General features: G+C 29.7%; 21 protein-coding genes. All 21 read left to right on the forward strand.

Features of this window, described 5'->3' with window-relative positions; genetic code table 11:
- Nucleotides 1-131 precede the first annotated feature (131 nt).
- Entirely contained in the window at nt 132-1,001 is an 870-nt protein-coding gene (locus DK508_RS13755; protein WP_109301368.1) for a hypothetical protein, read from the forward strand.
- A gap of 134 nt (nt 1,002-1,135) precedes the next feature.
- Nucleotides 1,136-1,912, forward strand: a complete 777-nt coding sequence (gene speB / locus DK508_RS13760; protein WP_109301369.1) for an agmatinase — start codon at nt 1,136-1,138, stop codon at nt 1,910-1,912.
- A 166-nt stretch (nt 1,913-2,078) separates the two neighbouring features.
- Entirely contained in the window at nt 2,079-3,047 is a 969-nt protein-coding gene (locus DK508_RS13765; protein ID WP_109301370.1) for a hypothetical protein, read from the forward strand.
- A 121-nt stretch (nt 3,048-3,168) separates the two neighbouring features.
- The gene (locus tag DK508_RS13770) at nt 3,169-3,393 is read left to right on the forward strand and encodes a hypothetical protein (RefSeq protein WP_109301371.1); all 225 of its coding nucleotides are present in this window, start codon (nt 3,169-3,171) and stop codon (nt 3,391-3,393) included.
- 190 nt (nt 3,394-3,583) lie between these two features.
- The gene (locus DK508_RS13775; protein WP_109301372.1) at nt 3,584-4,687 is read left to right on the forward strand and encodes a serine hydrolase; all 1,104 of its coding nucleotides are present in this window, start codon (nt 3,584-3,586) and stop codon (nt 4,685-4,687) included.
- Nucleotides 4,688-4,971: 284 nt separating this feature from the next.
- Nucleotides 4,972-5,328, forward strand: a complete 357-nt coding sequence (locus tag DK508_RS13780) for a VOC family protein (RefSeq protein WP_109301373.1) — start codon at nt 4,972-4,974, stop codon at nt 5,326-5,328.
- Nucleotides 5,329-5,494: 166 nt separating this feature from the next.
- A complete protein-coding gene (locus DK508_RS13785; RefSeq protein WP_109301374.1) occupies nt 5,495-6,613 on the forward strand; it encodes an AraC family transcriptional regulator in 1,119 nt (372 codons plus the stop codon).
- Between the two features lie 65 nt (nt 6,614-6,678).
- Entirely contained in the window at nt 6,679-7,362 is a 684-nt protein-coding gene (locus DK508_RS13790; protein WP_109301375.1) for a CPBP family intramembrane glutamic endopeptidase, read from the forward strand.
- Between the two features lie 227 nt (nt 7,363-7,589).
- Entirely contained in the window at nt 7,590-7,967 is a 378-nt protein-coding gene (locus DK508_RS13795) for a DUF2200 domain-containing protein (RefSeq protein ID WP_109301376.1), read from the forward strand.
- A gap of 368 nt (nt 7,968-8,335) precedes the next feature.
- Entirely contained in the window at nt 8,336-9,454 is a 1,119-nt protein-coding gene (locus DK508_RS13800; protein ID WP_109301377.1) for an AraC family transcriptional regulator, read from the forward strand.
- A gap of 86 nt (nt 9,455-9,540) precedes the next feature.
- Nucleotides 9,541-10,776 carry a S41 family peptidase gene (locus DK508_RS13805; RefSeq protein ID WP_109301378.1) on the forward strand — a complete coding sequence of 412 codons (1,236 nt, stop codon included), beginning with the start codon at nt 9,541-9,543 and terminating at the stop codon, nt 10,774-10,776.
- A gap of 165 nt (nt 10,777-10,941) precedes the next feature.
- Nucleotides 10,942-11,259, forward strand: coding sequence for a hypothetical protein (locus tag DK508_RS13810; protein WP_109301379.1), 318 nt, complete (start codon nt 10,942-10,944; stop codon nt 11,257-11,259).
- Nucleotides 11,260-11,340: 81 nt separating this feature from the next.
- A complete protein-coding gene (locus DK508_RS13815; protein WP_109301380.1) occupies nt 11,341-12,051 on the forward strand; it encodes a hypothetical protein in 711 nt (236 codons plus the stop codon).
- A gap of 9 nt (nt 12,052-12,060) precedes the next feature.
- The gene (locus DK508_RS13820) at nt 12,061-12,957 is read left to right on the forward strand and encodes a hypothetical protein (RefSeq protein ID WP_109301381.1); all 897 of its coding nucleotides are present in this window, start codon (nt 12,061-12,063) and stop codon (nt 12,955-12,957) included.
- Nucleotides 12,958-13,124: 167 nt separating this feature from the next.
- Entirely contained in the window at nt 13,125-13,745 is a 621-nt protein-coding gene (locus DK508_RS13825) for a Crp/Fnr family transcriptional regulator (protein WP_109301382.1), read from the forward strand.
- Nucleotides 13,746-13,818: 73 nt separating this feature from the next.
- A complete protein-coding gene (locus tag DK508_RS13830; protein ID WP_109301383.1) occupies nt 13,819-14,718 on the forward strand; it encodes a hypothetical protein in 900 nt (299 codons plus the stop codon).
- A 24-nt stretch (nt 14,719-14,742) separates the two neighbouring features.
- Nucleotides 14,743-15,642 (forward strand): VOC family protein, encoded by a 900-nt coding sequence (locus DK508_RS13835; RefSeq protein ID WP_109301384.1) that lies wholly within the window; start codon nt 14,743-14,745, stop codon nt 15,640-15,642.
- A gap of 144 nt (nt 15,643-15,786) precedes the next feature.
- On the forward strand, nt 15,787-16,524 hold the full coding sequence (locus tag DK508_RS13840) for a DUF3667 domain-containing protein (RefSeq protein ID WP_109301385.1): 738 nt from the start codon (nt 15,787-15,789) through the stop codon (nt 16,522-16,524).
- Nucleotides 16,525-16,936: 412 nt separating this feature from the next.
- Nucleotides 16,937-17,980, forward strand: a complete 1,044-nt coding sequence (locus DK508_RS13845) for a serine hydrolase (RefSeq protein WP_160114717.1) — start codon at nt 16,937-16,939, stop codon at nt 17,978-17,980.
- Nucleotides 17,981-18,119: 139 nt separating this feature from the next.
- Nucleotides 18,120-18,578: a tRNA (cytidine(34)-2'-O)-methyltransferase gene (locus tag DK508_RS13850; RefSeq protein WP_109301387.1), complete on the forward strand. Its 459-nt coding sequence runs from the start codon at nt 18,120-18,122 to the stop codon at nt 18,576-18,578.
- Nucleotides 18,579-18,649: 71 nt separating this feature from the next.
- Complete coding sequence (locus tag DK508_RS13855; RefSeq protein WP_109301388.1) at nt 18,650-19,159, forward strand: GNAT family N-acetyltransferase; 510 nt, start codon at nt 18,650-18,652, stop codon at nt 19,157-19,159.
- The last annotated feature ends 27 nt before the right edge of the window (nt 19,160-19,186 follow it).

The raw sequence follows: 19,186 nt of genomic DNA on the forward strand, positions 1-19,186 counted from the left end.
TAATTGCTGCGCAAGCTGGTTAAGAGCAGGAGTTTTTCTCATATTTCATATCTTTAACCAAACTGATTAGTTCGAAGCTACAAGCACCGCAACTAATCATACACCCCGAACGTGGTACAATATTGTAAAAAATGAACCTAAATAAACAAATATTACTTTTATTTACATTCGTTATAACAACATTTCAAAGTTGTAAAATAGCTGATTTAAGAACATCGGCGATAAATAATTCTACTCCCGATCGAGAACAAAAAGCTATTGATTTATTAAATAAAACAATTAAAAACCAAAATCTTGATATTCTAGTCAATTCTAAAACTTATTCTTACAAAATTAAAGATAACTGGAAAGGAGTTTTGGCCTTAATGAATCCATTTCCAAAAGATAATGAACTAATGGAAATGCGCTTCAGGCCTAAATCATTTGACTCGCAATTCTACTATGTTAATGCAAAAAATCGCATTATATACGGAGTTCAATCTTTTAATTATTATAAAATAGATCGAACTGGGAATTTGAAATTTAAAGATAAAAAATCGATTTCTTTTTCGTTGCCAGCAATTCAGTACCTTTTCGAACTTCCAATACGAATCAAAGATGCTCCTATTTTGAAATATGCTGGAATTAAGAAAATTGAAGGAGTAACTTATGATTTAGTGTATGCTACATGGAAATCTTTAGAACCAAATAAAGAATTTGACCAATATGTACTCTACATATCTCAAAAAACAGGCTTGTTAAGTTTTGCAAGTTATACAGTACGAGATTCTTATCTTCCTTCACCAAAGAATATTTATGGCTCAATAAGATATGAAGACATGCAAGAGAATGCTGACGGAATCAAATACCCTGCAATTATTTATATTCAAATAAATGGACTTAAAAGTAAAAATAAATGGACTCGTAAAATGACTTTAAAGGATTTAAAATTAAATGATTTTGAAGTTTCTCTACTTTATCCAAACAAAAAATTAAATTTTTTAGGTGATTCCAAAAATTGAACACAGTAAAAATAATTGCTAGATTCTTGCTTATTCGGAAAACCTTGTGAATTTTCCTCTTGTTCATTCCATTTTTAGTAAGTTAGTTTTCTAATCACGCAACTATCCTTACGTAAACCATACAATAATTAAAAATGACAAAAATAATTATACAAGGAATAAAATTTGATGAAAAGTCATCTTACCAAAAGGGTCCAAAACTTGCTCCAGCATTAATTAGAGAAGTCCTGCACTGTGGCTCGCTAAATTTGTTTGCTGAAAATGGAATCTCGATAGAAAACTCAATGGTTGAAGATAAAGGAGATTTTGAAATTAAAGAGTATTTTGATATTGAAGAAATAACAGAAGCTCATCTTAATTTAAACTCTAAAATTCTAACCTTAGGTGGCGACCACTCAATTACTTTTCCAATTATAAAAGCTTATAATAGAAAATATCCTAAATTAGATATTCTTCATATTGATGCTCATTCTGATTTATATCATGAATATGAAGGAGATAAATATTCTCATGCTTGTCCGTTTGCCCGAATTATGGAAAATAAGTTTGCAACAAAGTTAGTCCAGGTAGGAATAAGAACATTAAATACTTCTCAAGCTGAACAAGCAGATAAATTTAACGTGGAAATCCATCAGATGAAAGACTTAGATTTGTCTAAAATCTCTCAATTTGAAAATCCACTATATATCACTCTCGATATGGACGGATTTGATCCTGCTTTTGCTCCGGGAGTTTCGCATCATGAACCTGGTGGATTATCTTCAAGACAGGTCATTGAATTAATTCAGAGCATAAACACAGAGGTGATAGGAGCAGATATTGTTGAATATAATCCAAATAGAGATTTTCAAAATATGACAGCATTTTTAGCTGCCAAAATGATGAAAGAAATTTTAGTAAAAATGATGTAAAACAATAACTATCGCCACAACGTATATAAAAAATACGCCAATGATGGTTAAACGAACTCAATTTCCTACTTTTAAGAAACTATAAACCCATCTGAAAAATCTGTCTTCAAAATAGGCGCGTTTTTCATATACAAGACCCTTAGCCAAAATTAAATACTATCAAATAATGAACTACAAAACCAAAGTCTTAATCCTTTCTTTCATTGCTTTATTCCCAACCTTTGTTATTTCCCAAGTAAGAGTAGGAGATTTTATTTATTCAAAGTACAAATTCAATAAATTAAATAAAAAAGACCTAAATAGATTTACTAACACTAAAACAACATTTATTTTACCTGAATTTTTCTCTAAAGAATCTTATGAAAAACTCCTTAATCAAGTTTGGAATGTAACACCTTACAGGATTGTCTATAGAGATGATTTTACAGGTGATACTATAAAAACTGATGATGCATTAGCAAGATTTAAGTCAATGGAGATTGAGAAAACTACTAAATCAGGAATGGTTGTATCTTATGTTTTCAATTTTTTAGACTTTCACGTTGTTGATAAAGTGAAAAACAAAAAGAAAGGGAAAGTTTGGTGGAAATCAAGAGTTGGAACTATTTATTTTACACCTAATATTAAAATAAGGCAACAAATAGAAGCATCCTCTGGAGAAAGAGAAATATCTGGCGATTTACTCAACTTTAGATTGGGATATTTAAAAAATTATTTACAATTGGTGAATAATAGTTTGAAAAATAAGAAATCAATTGATATTTATGATGATTTCATATCCCCAGAGTTAGAAAAACTTAAAGATCAAACTTTATATATTGATTCTAACCTCTTATATGGTTATAACCCCTTTACTGCATCAGGGAAAAAAAGTCCTGAAATTGAAAAATTGACCCAAGATTATACTTTCAAATATGAAGTAATTGATTATAATAAGCTTGAGGAAAAAATCTTTAATGAAAAGAATGACTTTTTTTATTTAATGTATAATCAGATTAATTCCAATAAGATTATAAATATTGTAAATGGAAAGACTGGTGAAATAATCTATCAGAAACACACAACGGTATCATACAATCTAAAACCTAAAGATTTCAAAAAAATTTATTTAAGAATAAATAAGCTAAATAAATAACAAAATGAAATTTGATTAATACAATTTTAGCTAACACTGTATATGAAATCATAAGAGTTTCATACTTAATCTAAAGGTTCTAATTTTCTTGCAAAGTCGCCAACTATTAAATTTGGCGTTTATGAGAAAAAAGATAAAAGCAAAATATTTATCAGGATATACTTCTCAAATAATTGAAATGATTGATGGCAAATTTGTAGATGGACAGATAATTGATACTGTATACAAAATGCAAGCAATCGGATTTGAAAAAGAAATAGAACCTTTTAGAATCGACCAACAAGTTTGGATTAAAAAGTTTGCAACAAAATATGTAGAAAAATACGGTACACTACAAAGTGTATAAAACATAGCTAATTATTGCTTAATCGAAAGCTTACTACTTTTAATTTCCGTACTAATCATAGCCTAATCGTTGTACAGCATTTGGACTCATCTTAAATGACAAGAATGTAATGTAGTCTATTTTTTTGTAACCCAAACCCCATTTTCATCGTCTCAATAAAATAATTGAACAATTATTTATATCGAAAAAAATGAAAGTTACCTCCTTTTTAAAGCACTGGTTATTTACTCTTATCCTTCTAGTTTCTTTATTTCAGACAACCCATGCACAGAAATTTGAAGCGAAAATTGACAGTTTGTTAAATTCAAAATATGAATCAAAGGTTCCTGGAGCCGTTTTTTTAATTGCAAAGAATGGAAATGTAATCTATAAGAAAGCATTTGGTCTAGCAAATCTTGAACTAAACACTCCAATGGAACCTGAATATGTTTTCGAAATAGGTTCTATAACAAAACAATTTACGGCTATCGCCATTTTAATGCTATTGGAAAAAGGTGAACTCAATTTGAATGATGATATCACTAAGTACATTCCGGATTATCCTACTCATGGAGAGACAATAACAATTCATCATTTATTAAATCATACTTCTGGTATAAAAAGCTATACCAGAATGAAAGCTTTAAAAGATATTGCAACAAAGGATCTAACACCCATCGAACTCATAGATTTCTTTAAAAATGAACCTATGGATTTTAAGCCGGGAGAAAAGTATAAATACAATAATTCTGGCTACATCATTTTAGGTTATATCATAGAGTCTATATCAAAACAAAGCTACGCCAGTTTTATCGAAGAGCATATATTCAAAAAACTAGACATGAATTCGTCATTATTTGCAAGCCATAGGAAGGTCATAAAAAACCGAGCTTCGGGATATCATAAAAAAGAAGATTACATTAACGCAATGCATATAAGCTTTACACTGCCATATGCGGCAGGTTCCTTAATGTCCAACGTAGACGATATGTTAACATGGCAAGAGGCTATTACTCATAATCGATTAGTACGCAAAAACACGATCGATAAAGCCTTTATTAATTATACATTAAACAATGGAGATCCTATTAACTATGGTTATGGATGGCATATTAAAGAAATAAATGGAACTCCAAGTAGAGAACATGGAGGGAGTATCTTTGGTTTTAAATCAATGGGGGTATATCTTCCTCTTAAAGATATTTACGTTATCGGATTAAATAATTGTGATTGCAATTCACCTACGAAAATCACAAGAGAAATTGCTAAGTTAGCCATTGACGAATTTGTTGAACTGGAAAATGATAAAAATTAAGGGTCAGTAAAAAACGCTACACAACAATGTATAAGAGAACATAGGACTTTTGTGTTTAATCGAAAGGTTTATGTTGATTTGCCAAGTCGCCAAATATAAAATTTGAAGTTTACTAAAAATGATAAAAGCAAAATATTTATATTTGGTTTAGTACCTGCCCTACGTTTCTTATTCTAAATGTTGGCGGTCATATAGGAAATATTACACAAAATAGCATCAAGGATGGATATTGAAATGAATTAGATAATAAGAAAAATTGAATTTAAGATATAACCAGAAATTATATGCTAACTGACATTAATCCGAAATTACCAATGCGTGATAAAAGTGTTACGCGAGAATTTTACTTAAATCGATTAGGGTTTAAAGAATTTGGAAGTGCTGATTTTGATGGCTATTTGATGATCGAAAAAGATCAAATTCAAATTCATTTTTTTGAATTTAAAGAACTTAACCCAAAAGAGAATTACGGACAAGTTTATATTCGAACCGACAATATTGAAGAGTTTTATAAATCATTATTGGATAAGCAAACTGAAATTCATCCAAATGGAAAATTGGAAACCAAACCTTGGGGGCAAAGGGAATTTGCCCTGCTTGACCCAGACAATAACCTTTTGACATTTGGTCAAAATATTTAGGAATAAAAAACGAACCGCCAACAATACCTATGAATCCATTGCGGCAGAAATTCCTAACAGAATCTCAAGCGTATTTTTTATCTTAGGCACTTTACCAGAATTGCACTTTGTACATTTCGGTAACAAATCATAGCCTTAACGTTAGCTACAAGCCGAATAAAGAAAAATGGAAATTATTTTAGGAATAGGTATTGGAGTAAATCTATTAGCAATTTTTCAATTATTGAAAGGAAAAAACGCTAAACTTATTTCTACTAAAATAACTATTTTAATTAATATAATTTGGACTATTAGGTTTGTTTTTTTTCTATTAAAAGGTACTGAAATAGCTTCAAAATTTCCAATCTTATTAATGTTAGATCAAAACTTGTTATTGTTAGACAGTGTTGTTTTATGGCTATATTCAAAATCTTTATTAAATACCACTAAGTTTAAATTTCAAGTATTACTTAATTTTCTTCCATTCATATTAGGGTTGTTCTTTTCAATAATTAGTTATTCATCTGTTCCTGATGAATTAATTGTAGAACAATACATGAAAATTGAAAATAACATTAGCAATAACAAATCTCTTTTTTCTATAGAGGTTTTAGTTTTTATCCTAATAGTAATTACAATATCAATCGTTTATTTTGGTAAGAGTATAAAAGAGATAAAAAAGTTTAATATTATTCTTTATAATCATTTTTCTAGCCTAAAAAATATAAGTGCAAATTGGATTTTAAAGTTTCATGGCTTATGGGTATCTCTTTTCTTATTTCCAATTATACTGTATTTTCTTAATTATATGTATCCTATAATTAATATTAGACTATTGTTAGGTTTTATAATTGTGATTCAGATATTATTATCATTTATTTTTAATTCAAATGTAATATCTCAAAACTATGTTAGTATACCTGAAAAAGTTATTTCAAAACAAGATAACAAACCAATAAAACATTTTAAAGATAAATTAAGTGAGTTAAAAAGGGTTCTAGAAACAAGTCAATATTATCAAGATGAACACCTTTCGTTAGTTAAACTTTCAAGTTACCTCAATATTAAACCTATAGAATTAACTGAAATAATTAAGTACAGTAAGTTTGATAATTTTTATGATTTAATAAATACATATAGAGTTGAATCTATAAAAAAAGAGCTCATAACATCTACAGAACAAATTATGATTATTGCTTATGATAACGGTTTTAATAGTAAATCTGCTTTTAATAGAATATTTAAAGATAAAACAGGGCAAACGCCAAGTGCCTTTAGAAATTTAAACAAAAATACGTCCCAATAATATTAAAAGGACTTGTATACTTTTGGCTGCCACTACTTTTGTTTCAAATTAAAATTTATATTATTATGAAAAAAGTTTGGCAAAAGACTCCTGCTTGGTTAAAAGCAATATTTTTAAACATTATTTTATTATATCCAATTATAACTATTAATCAAATAATTATACAACTTAACCTTACATACTTTCCAAAGTATGGTATTGGTCTAATACTAGTTTTGATTACCCTTTATCTTTACTGGAAAGTTATAAATAAATGGAATCTATTTACAAATAAAGATGATATTAAAATAAGTTTCAAGTTTGATATTTTAGATAAAAAAAATATGTTAAGCATCATAGGTTTAGGCTTGTTTACTTTTATGGTTATACACTTTAGTTATATAATTTTCAAAATAGAAAACACACCACAATTAGAATTTATAAACTCATTTTCAAATTATAATGCTATAACAGCCATACCACTTTTGTTAGGATTAGCACTTACAGCAGGTGTAGCAGAAGAAGTTACGTATAGAGGTTTTATGCAGAATACCACGCACAGAAAATACTCTAAAATTCTAAGTTACATAATTATTGGAGTATTATTCTCAATCATGCATTTTTTACCATTAGAGTTAATACTACCTTATATTCTAATTTCTATAGCGTATAGTTACATTGCAGATAAACAAAAATCAATTGGCCTGGTAATATTCACACATTTTTTAGTTGATTTTGTTATATTTTTATTGATTTATTATAACGTATAATTATAAAGATAAATTCTTTGAACATGTACACTTAATTTTTAAAATATAATTTATTAAAAACTGCGTAAAACCTGTAGCTAACGACATATAAAAAATAGTGGTTTAAGTACTTAAACAAAAATGAAATGTATAAATTTAAGGTCAATTATTATATAAAAAAAATAGTGCTTAAAACTCACTACTTTTCATGCGCAAGGCCATTAACTCCAATTTAAAACCGCAAAAAAATGAAGGTTACAGCTGAAAAAAATGAAAAAGTCGCCAATATGATCTTTGCATCTATTTACCCTCTTTACTGGAATAGATTGGAAAAGCATAGTAGAACAAGAGAAGAGTTCCATCAAGTAATAGAGTGGTTTACTGGTTTTGATGAAGATAAATTACAAACACTAATTGCAGAGAAAGTAACGTTTAGGACGTTTTTTGAAAAAGCAAAAATTCATCCCAATGCACACATGATTAAAGGAGTTGTTTGTGGTTATCGAATTGAAGAAATAGAAGATGAATTTGAAGTGTATAAACAATGTAGACGTATGGAAAAACTGATTGATGAATTGGCAAAAGGTCGTAAAATGGAGAAAATTTTACGTGAAGAAAAGAAATAAAAACTGGTGTAAACACAGTATATAATTCATTGCCAGCACTCGCCTTCACGGATTTTCTATTCGGTTTGTGTTTGTTAAATTAGTGCTCGTAATACGCAATAAACCATACACGAGCACACTAACAAATTAATATAGATTATAACTAAGAAACTATCTAGATGAAAAAAGTTGGAATACTATTTTCTTTAATTTTAATTACTTTTTTATTGAATTCTTGTGGAGCAATTACCAAAGCGACTTTAAATAGTAAACTCACCGAGGAAAATGGGATTTGCTGAAAATGCTAAACAAATTAAAAAATTCGTGAAGGTACCTAAACTCAAAAATACGATTGAATTTTCAGAAAATAAAAAAATAGTTATTCGTAAATGATTACTTTTCTCAATTTCATAATTGCTACAGGGTTGACCATCACTATAATGACTTTGGTTCTCATATTAAAACAAGTTGATAAACGACTTCCGCAAATCATATTGATTGCATTCTACTTCTTGATATTTTTTATGTTACTCAATTTATATACTGCCATACATCAGTTATCTATTCCTTTTTATGTGAGCTTTATTCCGCATGATATTGCTAGGTGGTTAATCGGCCCACTACTCTACTTATACGTTAAGTCATTGTTTTTGTCACACGACCGTATTCGTAAATCAGCATTATACCATCTGATCCCAACGACAATGTATCTTTTATTTTTTTCAATTCCGCTGCTGATTGAAAAGGTTTCTCCCACAACAAAAATTAGTTACTTGGATGTTTTTTACATTTATGAAGATTGGCTAACAACCCTTACTAGCTTATACACTTTAGTTTATTTAGTAGTCATACTTTATAGCTTAAAAAAATATGTAAAAAAGATTAAATCCAATTATTCTAACCTCAATAAAAATGATTTGAATTGGGTTAAGCTTTTAATAATTGGTGGTGTTTTGGTGGTAGGCTTTGATTTTTCCATTAGCTTGTATCAAAACATCATTAAAGGTTTGGAAATAAATTCTGGTGTATTTACACTTATTGCCATTATTGTATTAATTTCCTATTTAGGCTATTATGGAATAGGACAGTCCAACATATTATTACCAAAATTTATATTACAAGAACATAAATCAACATTAAATATCCTTAGTAGCTCTTCTTCAGATCAGATTAATGAACTCGAAAACAAACTGAAGAAACTTTTACAAGAAAAAAAACCATATCTAAATCAGGAATTAACTTTAATAGAATTAGCAAACTTAATGTCTATAACTGATAAAAAATTATCTGCTCTCCTTAACAACCATATGAATATTTCCTTTTATGATCTAATTAATGGATATAGGGTAATGGCTGTAAAAAAAACCATAGATGCTGAAGAATTTAAAAATTACACCTTATTAGGAATAGCCCTTACTTGCGGGTTTAACTCAAAAGCTAGCTTTAATAGAGTCTTTAAAAAAGAGACAGGACTTTCACCCTCTCAATATAAAAAAGGTCTCAAATAAAACTCAATAGGTCTCAAAAGAACCATTAAGGCGCTTTACAACATATTTTGCAATTGTTTTGTTTATAAAAAGCTAAAAGTAATATTATGAACAAAATAAATTGGATAATTATCATATTTACATTCATCACATGTCTTTCTTGTAATGGCATAAAATATTATGATTCTTACAAAATAACTGCAAAAGAAAAGGCTATAGCGCTCAAAAAAATTGCTAAAACCTTAAGAGATGACGGTTATGCTTTTAATCAAACATTTGACGATATAGATCTACGATTAGCTGCATATCAAGATTTGATTGATACTACAACTACGATTGGCTCTTTTGTTTCTTCTCTAAAACCAGTATTTGAAAGCTATGGTGTTTCCCATTTACGCATTAGAACACCAAATCAAGTAACGAATAGGCAGAAAGGAACGCATGTTGGTATAGGCGCTAGCTTAGTACGTACCGACACGGGATACTTCGTTAGTAGAATAGTCAAAAATGGGGTAGCTGATCTAGCCGGTATCAAAGCAGGAGATTATCTTATTAATGAAGATAACCACCCAATTACCTCACGCAGACAATTAAAACATACTTTAGGTAAAGTAACAACTATTCAACTAAAACGAAACCATACACACAAAACTTTTAAAGTTAAGTATTTTGAACATCCTATTTTTTCAAAAGACAGCTTATATTGGCATAATGCCGAAATAGCAGTTATTTCCATCAACAGTTTTAGAAGTGGTACTTACGATAAAAATCATGTTGAATCTATGTTTGCCAGTGCAAATCAAGCCAAAAAGATTGTTCTGGACTTAAGAAGCAATGGAGGTGGGGCATCCAGCAACTTGAAACATCTTTTAAGTATGATCATACCAAGTAATGTAATTTGCCAATATTTCATATACAGGAAAGATCACGAGGGTTTTGTAAAAGAGTTCCAAAGACATCCTCATTCCTTCAAGGAATTGGTTAACTATAGCAAACGTACATTCAAACCTGCATTTCGCTTTTGGTGGAACAAAAGATACCAAGGAGACATCGTAGTGATTATAGACGAAAACTCTGGAAGCGCAGCAGATATTTTTCCTGCATGTGTAAAAGATCTTAAAAGAGGTACCATTATAGGAAAAAAATCTATTGGACATGTTTTATTTGGTGAGGTTAAAACACTCAATATGGGTATGGATTTACTTTATCCACACGGAGAAGCTGTCAGACTTAACAAAACTATCAATTTGGAAGGTCATGGGTGTAAACCTGACATTGTTTTTTCTAGAGAAAAGACGGCTAATACTGCATTTATTTATCAGTTCATTACTGATCAAATGTAAACAGTTAGTAACAACGCTTATAATTAATTACTAACGCAAGTTGATTGTTTAGGCTACCTTTTCTTACAAATCACTATCTTAACTCAATAGAACAAGCCTAACGGATTATAGCACAACTAAATCATACGCAAGATCGTTGTACATAATGCAAAAAATCATCATTGGATGAAAATACAGATTAAACTTTTAACAATTGGACTTTTATTATGTACTATAATTTCCTGTCAACAATCCGAAAAAAATAATAGTCATCAAGAAATAGAAAAATATACAAACGAAATATTTGATAGTTTAGTCAATATCAAGCGAGACTTACATATGAATCCTGAATTATCAGGGCAAGAAGAAAGAACTTCTAAAATTGTTGCCAATTATTTAAAAGATTTAGGTTTGGAGGTCAAGACAAATATATCTGGAAACGCAGTAATTGAGATATCCATTGCAATTCACTATCTTTCAGCTATGATGGGAAATTATAGTTAATTTTCTGCAACGAGCCATACACAAAGCACTGTTTGCAATTTTAGAAAAAGAACAAAACTCAACATTCTACAATAAAATCATATGAGTATATTCTCTTATCATCTTGTCAAAATACCATTTACACTGGCAATAAAAGGAATATTTTCAAACCCAATCTCAAAGAATACTAAAGGACTAATTCATTCAGAATATATGACCGCAATGACATTAGGTTCACCTATCATATCCCCTTCTCGATTTTTAATAAGACAAGTAGCTATTTTTGCGCAATGGGAAAACGAAAAAGATTTAGAAAATTATTTAGAAAAAAATAAATTCGGAAAAATTCTAACCAAAGGTTGGCATACGCGTTTGTCATTTATAAGAGATTGGGGTAAAATAAGTGGATTCAAAATACCTGAACAGAAAGTTAAATTGGAAAACGTATCATCTCCTGTTGTTGCTGTTACAATTGCAAGAATGAAACCTTTTGAGATTCCAAGATTCTTACATTGGGGGAGACCAGTTGAAAAATTAGTTCGGGACCATTCAGGAGCCATACTTTCATTAGCTTCAATTAGATTTCCAAATACTGTATCTACCTTTTCTATTTGGAAAACAGAGAAAGAAATGACTAATATGGTTCATGGTCACAGTGTTATGCCAAAACCGCAAAGACATTCAAATGCAATGAAGGAAAGAGAAAGAAAAAAATTTCATTTTGAATTCGCAACCTTGCGTTTTAAGCCCATTTCTGAATTTGGATTGTGGAAAGGGCAAGGAAACTTCATCCCAAGCCTAAAAAACAATTAACCAAAGTAAATGGAAATAGCACCTTTAAAACAAAACTTTCAAGATTGGATAACCCAACAATGGGTTATACTATTCGGAAAAAAAATTATTCCTAATGAAAGCGAATGGTTGCTAGGTCCTTTTGGAAAAACTAACGGAATTGGCTTAAAGTTTATACAACAATTGGCCAAAAACGAACAATTAATAATAGACAGACAACAAATTGATAAGGGTTTGTTACATTCTATTAACCAACTAAACTTATCGGAAAAAGAACTTAACAAATTATCTAAAAATGTAATTGACTTTTACGAAAACACCAGTAACTATGATTTTGATTTAAAAGTAAAATGGAATCCATTATTTAAAGTGTTTGGAGTTTTGCTAAAAATATTATTTAGCAATCGTATTGAACAGTTAAATATTCCAATGAGTAATAACAAAGAATCTAAAGCTTTAAAAAGTGAAATAATTCATTTGATAAACAAAAAAACAAATAAGACTAAACGAACTATATGGTTAAGAACATTCAAAAACACCGAGCAAGTAGTTTATTCAGGCGTTTATGAAACTTGTACCATTCCAAGTGGACAGAATTGTATAAAAGCCATTTTCCCTTTACCAAATGGAAACGCAACAGTGATATTAAATCCTATCGTCGGCGAAAAGGGCGAACTCATTTTAAATTCATCTGGAAGAAAAATTGGGGATAGTGGTTTTTACTTTCTACTAAAAGATGCTAAAGGAAATTTATGGACTAAATTTATTATGTCATTTAAAGATAAATTAGTTGTCAGTTCTGAAAATGAAAAAATAACAGCACTACAGACTTTAACATTGTGGAATTTAAGGGTGTTACAGTTTGAGTATGATATAAAAAAACTACGCACAACAAAAGCTATAATTAATACAGATTTTGGTATTTAATTCAAATGTTACTGTATTTTTATAACGGCGACCAAAAAAATTTAATTTGGCTTTAGAATAAAAAATAAAATGTTTTTGTTCAGTGCAAACTTGAAAGATTATCGCTTCTTAATGCCTTACTTGACGTATATCAAAGGTTATATGCAATTTAAATCCAGTAAAAACAAATGCTAAGTGATTTTATAAGTCAACTTCGAATTACCGAAAAGGAACTTCAAGACGAACTTCTAGCAAGTTCAAACATAACTACACACAAAAAAGCTGACTTTATTATTAAGAACAATCAATATATTAAAGTATTGAAAATTGTTTTAAAAGGAAAAGTACGAGTCTATCAAGAGAATGCTGAACGTGAAATTCTTATTTATTATTTAAATGACATGGAGACCTGTACTTTGTCTCTTTCGGCTTGCTTTGAAGATTGTAAAAGTACTGTAAACGCAATAGTTGAAGAAGAATGCACTATTTTAAATATCCCTGTGAGGTTTGTTAAAAACTGGAATTTTAAATATAAATCCTGGAATACTTTTACGACGAATACTTTTCGAAATAGCTATAATCATCTTATTAATCAATATTCAAATTTAGCTTTCCAACCACTTAAAGATAGATTGTTTGATTATCTCGTTTCAAAAGCAATTGATTCAGTCGTAAAAAAATCACACCAACAATTAGCTAGAGAATTAGGCACCACAAGAGAAGTGATTTCTAGGTTATTAAAAAAACTTGAAAAAAATGACAAGCTTCATCTTGGCCAAAAAGAGATATTAATTTTAGATAATAATTAGTGTTGTGACAAAAGGCACAGGTATTTATCCTTTAAGCCATTTTTCTTTGTATTAAATTTAAAATACAATTAAAATGAAATATCTTAAAAGAACAATTACTACAATAGTATTAGGAATAAACTTAGTCTCTTATGCCCAAAAAACTACACATTCTGAGTTTAAAAAAGAATCTATACAACAATCTTACATAGGGCACTCGCCTACAAAGCACCATGAAGTAGCCTTGGAAGTAATACGTGCAAGTAAAGCGTGGATAGTAAACTTTAACAAAGGAAACTCCCAAGCTTGTGTAGACGTATACGATCAAAAAGCTATAATGAGTGCTATGCCTGTAGGGATAAAAAAAGGAATAACAGAAATTTCTGAATTCTGGACATCTTTTATTAAATCGGGCGCTTCAAACTTAATTTATACCAATGTAAGTATAGAGGTCGTTAATGAAACCACTGCTTTTTTATCTGCAAATTGGAGTATGAATATAGGTAGAGGTATTATCTACACAGAAAAATGGGAGAAAAAGAATGGAAAATGGCTATTTACTTATGATAACTTTGAAGTATTAGAAAAATTTGAAAGTCCACAAAAAAATGATACTAATCCTGTAGGAAGCCATATTGTTATAGAAGACGTTATTAAAGCTTCTATCGAGTGGACAAATGGTTTTAACTCGGGAAAAAGTAATATCCCCGGAGAAGGGTATTCAGAAAATGCCACACTAAACCCTATACCTTTTCCAACTACTAATGGTAAAGATAATATTCAAGGATTTTGGACAAAATTAATTCGGGATGGAGCTCAGAATTTAATTTACCATAACCCAATATTTACTGCCAAAACGGATAAAAGTGCTACACTGTCATCACATTGGAGCATGAATATTGGTGAAGGTAAAATTTATCAGGAAAAATGGGAGTTTATTAACAATAAATGGCTGTTAACCTATGATGAGTTTGAAGTTATAAAACAATATTAATATTTTTAAAGGCTGTTTCATTTGATGAAACAGCCTCATCCTTTTGATATGAAATTGCAAAGTTTTACACTACAAATTTTTGAGCAAGAAAAAATGCTATCCTTTTACATTAATGTACTAGGATTTAAACTACTAAATAAATTTTCAGAAAACAATTCTATCTTTTACAACTTATGCTTTGAAAGCACTCATTCTTATCTTCAATTACGATACACTCCATCACTTAAAAAAACAGCGTATCAGCAAGAATCAACAGATAATTATTGGAAGTATAGTCTGTTTATAAATGACATTCAGAAGGTATATCGAAAGTTACAAAAACAGAACTATGCCATAAATGAACCATACCAATTTGGAGATATTGGTTATTTGGCTCATACAACTGACCCCGAAAATCATCAAATAGAATTCATTCAAAAAACATTCAAAACCCATCCGTTAATTGTATCAAATACTCATCCTATTGAAAAACAGCAAACGGTTTTGGGTTTAGTAACTATTAGAACAAAAGACCCAATTAAGAGTATTCATTTTTTTGAAAAAATACTAGATTTAAAATTGTTTGTTAGAATGTATGTAAATCGAGGAAAAGGGTTTACTCTATATTTTTTGGGAGATAAAAATATAGAAGCTCCAAATCCAAATATAGATGCTTTAGAAAATAGAGAATGGATGTATCAACAAAATCATTTATTTATAGAAATTCAACATTATTGGAATAGTGAATATGATACAAATTTCTTATTAAAGTCAACATCAAACAATGGTTTGAAAAGTATTAATTTTTCAGGAGATATAAATCTTTTAAAAGCACAATTAATCATGAAAAACATTACGTTCCTTCAAGAAAATAATAAAATCATTTTTGAAACAATTGATAAACATATTATTTCATTAGAAAACTGCATACAACAGCGCATATAATTAATTGTTTAAGTATGTATCTACCAATTGGAAAATTCGGGGAATTTTCCTCTGATCCATTTTCTTTTGCTAATTTAGTCCATGTCAATGCAACTAACTTTACACGAACGTACCAGTTGCAATTGACCAACGAAAACAAAAAGAATGACTACAAAAATTGATATTGAACATTGCAAAAACTGCGAGGTAGAATTAAAAGGTGATTTTTGTTCAAAATGTGGAAATCCAAAAGCTTTAAAAAGAATTGATGGTAAATATATTCTAAGTGAAGTCGGTAGTGTTTTGAACTTTGACAAGGGAATTTCATACACTATAAAAGAATTATTATTAAGACCTGGGAATACCGTAAGGGAATTTATACTCAATGACCGAAAAAGACTTGTAAAACCCATAATATTTGTCATTTTTAGTTCATTGTTTTTTGTAATAATTCAACAAATCTTGGGTTTCAATACTGGTACAACGCCTCAAAACATAGAAAGTCCCGGTGTGATGAAAGCATTTGAATGGGTTGGAGAGAATTTTGGAGTTGTAAACATTTTATTGGGGGTTTTTATTGGATTTTGGATTAGGCTGTTTTTTATTAAATCAAGTTTCAATATTTACGAAATATTCATTTTGGTTTTTTTTACCATTGGAATCGGAAATTTAATTTTCGCTTTATTCGGAATTCTAGAAAGTGTAACAGGTTTTGAAAGCTATAATTTGACATATTTTGTTGCAATGTTATATTCTGCTTGGGCAATTGGGAATTTTTTTGACAAAAAAAATTTTTTAAGTTATTTCAAAGGTTTGCTTGCATATATTTTTGGAACGACAACAGGTTCATTCCTCATTGTAATCATAGGAGTTTTAATCGATTTTTTAAATAAAATCAGTTAACAATGCCTATAACAAAAAAGATAAAAAAATCAACTATGACGTTGAAAAAGTACTAGTTCATTGTTATGGAGTTGTATTACCTGAATACACAAAAAACTTCTTTAACAATGTAACATCTACAAATAAGAAATTACATTGGATGGATACAGAAATGGAATCCTCATATCACCAGTTCAGTTTCTATGATCAAGATGCAGAAATAAAGGAATCTATATCAGAGACAAATAATTAGTTCAAAACAAAAATGTAGAAAGCACAACACATAGCAACATATATAAAAAATAGTAAACTAAGCACAAGCCTTTAAACCTTGTGCTTTTTTACTACATTTATCCTATCCGAAAAGATTGCAACTATTAAATCGTTATTTTTCATACACAAGACCGTTGACATGAATTTGAAAAGCACTACAATGAAAAAACTTCTTATAGTAACATTTTGTAGTGCAATATTTTTTTATCAATACAAATCTCCTGCTCAAAGCCTTGTTAACCAAGAAAAAATTCGGGCTATAGATGCTTTACTTACAGAAGAAGTCGGAAATGGGTTTTCGGGTAGTGTTTTAATAAATGAAAACAATAATGTAATGTTAGCCAAAGGTTATGGCCTGGCGGATAGAAAACAGGACATTTCTAACAATAAAAACACTAAATATGAAATTGCTTCTGTAACCAAATTATTTACTGTTGTATCCATTCTACAGTTGGCCGAAAAAAAGAAATTATCGCTCAATGATAAAATAGATAAATACCTTGGAAATTTCAATGCTCCAAAAAATCAAGCGACTATAAATCAGCTACTCCTTCACACCGCAGGATTAGTCCCTAAAGGTTATGAACTCGACTACAATACAAAAACAGTTTTTTTAGAAAGTGTTAAAAATGCTCCTGTTGAATCTATACCCGGAGAGAAATATAGATATACTAATGCAGGATACATTTTACTTGCAGCTATTATCGAAGAAGTAAATCAAAAATCTTATGAAGATTACTTAAACGAAAATATATTTAAACCTCTCAACTTGACCAATACAACATTCGGATTTGAAGATGCTATGGTAAATATCGCTAATGGATATTCTGGAGAAACTATTGGTTCTCTAAAATTATATAAAACACCTGACTATGTTTGGGGAGATAGAGGACCAAGCGGAATACTAGCAAATGTGTCTGATTTGAATTCATTTCTAAATGGTTTAGATAATAAAAAATTGCTTGGAAGTGACTATTTACAAAAGATGTATTTTGAACAGATTAAAGGTGAAGCATACGGATTTCACGTAATAAACAAACCAAATATAGGAAAAGTACTCGCGCGAGGCGGTGGTTTACCTAATTTTGAAAGTCAGATTGCTTGGTATAAGGAGCAAAACATTAAAGTAATTATTCTAATCAATAATCACCTTAGAACGCGTCAATCTATTTGGGATGGAATTGAAAAAATATTGTTTAATTAAAAAACACCAATAATGGTTATAATTCATTGTGGGAACTCACAAAAACAATATTTAATATAATAAATACGACAAATTTCATTAGCAGAATAATTCTACAACTAAATCATAACGTAAACAGGTAAAGCATTAATTATAAAGAATGGGATTTAATATTGTATTAATCGAACCAGAAATACCTACGAATACAGGAAACATTGGGCGATTGAGTTTAGCGTCTGGATCAAAATTGCACTTAGTGAAGCCATTTGGTTTCGAATTAAGTGATAAGAGAGTAAAAAGAGCCGGATTGGATTATTGGAAACATATTTCTCTTTTTATCTATGAGAACATTGATGACTTTTTCTTAAAAAATAAAGGTGAACATTTTGCATTTCTCTCAAGTCACGGCACTCAAGATTACTGTTCTATTGACTACAAAGACGATATGTTTCTAATTTTTGGAAAAGAATCGGTTGGTTTACCTAAAGATATAGTGGAAGAAAATTCAAATTTAGTTTACAACATACCTCTTTACAGCACTCATATTCGAAGTTTAAACTTAGCCAACGCCGTTGGCATAGTAGTATATGAAGGTATCCGGAATATAAACGCACATTAAAACAATAAATAAGATACATGAAAACGTATCTTATTTGCTGTTGTACGTAACCTAGAAAATATTATTCATAAATGACTATTAAGTTAAGACAAGCTACAATAAGCGATCTAGAATTATTAAAATACTGGGACACTAAACAACATGTGATTGATTGTGATCCTGATGATTATGAGTGGGATTGGGAAAATGAATTACAGCGTGATCCTGAGTGGAGGGAACAATTAATCGCAGAATTGGATGCCAGACCGATCGGATTCATTCAAATAATTGATCCTTACATAGAAGAAACCCACTATTGGGGGAAAGTGCAACAAAACAAAAGAGCGCTTGACATATGGATAGGTGAAGAAAAAGATCTTAACAAAGGGCTGGGAACTATAATGATGCAACTCACAATCGAAAGATGCTTTAAGGAACCGAATGTAGACGGAATCCTTATAGATCCCTTGAAAACAAATACTAAAGCCCATAGGTTTTATAAAAGACTTGGCTTTGAGTTTATACAAGAAAAAGATTTTAATGGAACAGCCTGCTTTGTGTTCGAATTAAAAAAAGCAACATACAAGAACCTATATAATTAATTCCTGCTAAGAAATTCAATCTTATTA

The organism is Aquimarina sp. AU474, from assembly GCF_900312815.1.
Classification (GTDB): Bacteria; Bacteroidota; Bacteroidia; order Flavobacteriales; family Flavobacteriaceae; genus Aquimarina.

Coding starts and splice junctions, on each gene's coding strand:
- DK508_RS13755 (WP_109301368.1), top strand. CDS start 132: ATGAACCTAAATAAACAAATATTACTTTTATTTACATTCGTTATAACA.
- speB (WP_109301369.1), top strand. CDS start 1,136: ATGACAAAAATAATTATACAAGGAATAAAATTTGATGAAAAGTCATCT.
- DK508_RS13765 (WP_109301370.1), top strand. CDS start 2,079: ATGAACTACAAAACCAAAGTCTTAATCCTTTCTTTCATTGCTTTATTC.
- DK508_RS13770 (WP_109301371.1), top strand. CDS start 3,169: ATGAGAAAAAAGATAAAAGCAAAATATTTATCAGGATATACTTCTCAA.
- DK508_RS13775 (WP_109301372.1), top strand. CDS start 3,584: ATGAAAGTTACCTCCTTTTTAAAGCACTGGTTATTTACTCTTATCCTT.
- DK508_RS13780 (WP_109301373.1), top strand. CDS start 4,972: ATGCTAACTGACATTAATCCGAAATTACCAATGCGTGATAAAAGTGTT.
- DK508_RS13785 (WP_109301374.1), top strand. CDS start 5,495: ATGGAAATTATTTTAGGAATAGGTATTGGAGTAAATCTATTAGCAATT.
- DK508_RS13790 (WP_109301375.1), top strand. CDS start 6,679: ATGAAAAAAGTTTGGCAAAAGACTCCTGCTTGGTTAAAAGCAATATTT.
- DK508_RS13795 (WP_109301376.1), top strand. CDS start 7,590: ATGAAGGTTACAGCTGAAAAAAATGAAAAAGTCGCCAATATGATCTTT.
- DK508_RS13800 (WP_109301377.1), top strand. CDS start 8,336: ATGATTACTTTTCTCAATTTCATAATTGCTACAGGGTTGACCATCACT.
- DK508_RS13805 (WP_109301378.1), top strand. CDS start 9,541: ATGAACAAAATAAATTGGATAATTATCATATTTACATTCATCACATGT.
- DK508_RS13810 (WP_109301379.1), top strand. CDS start 10,942: ATGAAAATACAGATTAAACTTTTAACAATTGGACTTTTATTATGTACT.
- DK508_RS13815 (WP_109301380.1), top strand. CDS start 11,341: ATGAGTATATTCTCTTATCATCTTGTCAAAATACCATTTACACTGGCA.
- DK508_RS13820 (WP_109301381.1), top strand. CDS start 12,061: ATGGAAATAGCACCTTTAAAACAAAACTTTCAAGATTGGATAACCCAA.
- DK508_RS13825 (WP_109301382.1), top strand. CDS start 13,125: ATGCTAAGTGATTTTATAAGTCAACTTCGAATTACCGAAAAGGAACTT.
- DK508_RS13830 (WP_109301383.1), top strand. CDS start 13,819: ATGAAATATCTTAAAAGAACAATTACTACAATAGTATTAGGAATAAAC.
- DK508_RS13835 (WP_109301384.1), top strand. CDS start 14,743: ATGAAACAGCCTCATCCTTTTGATATGAAATTGCAAAGTTTTACACTA.
- DK508_RS13840 (WP_109301385.1), top strand. CDS start 15,787: ATGACTACAAAAATTGATATTGAACATTGCAAAAACTGCGAGGTAGAA.
- DK508_RS13845 (WP_160114717.1), top strand. CDS start 16,937: ATGAAAAAACTTCTTATAGTAACATTTTGTAGTGCAATATTTTTTTAT.
- DK508_RS13850 (WP_109301387.1), top strand. CDS start 18,120: ATGGGATTTAATATTGTATTAATCGAACCAGAAATACCTACGAATACA.
- DK508_RS13855 (WP_109301388.1), top strand. CDS start 18,650: ATGACTATTAAGTTAAGACAAGCTACAATAAGCGATCTAGAATTATTA.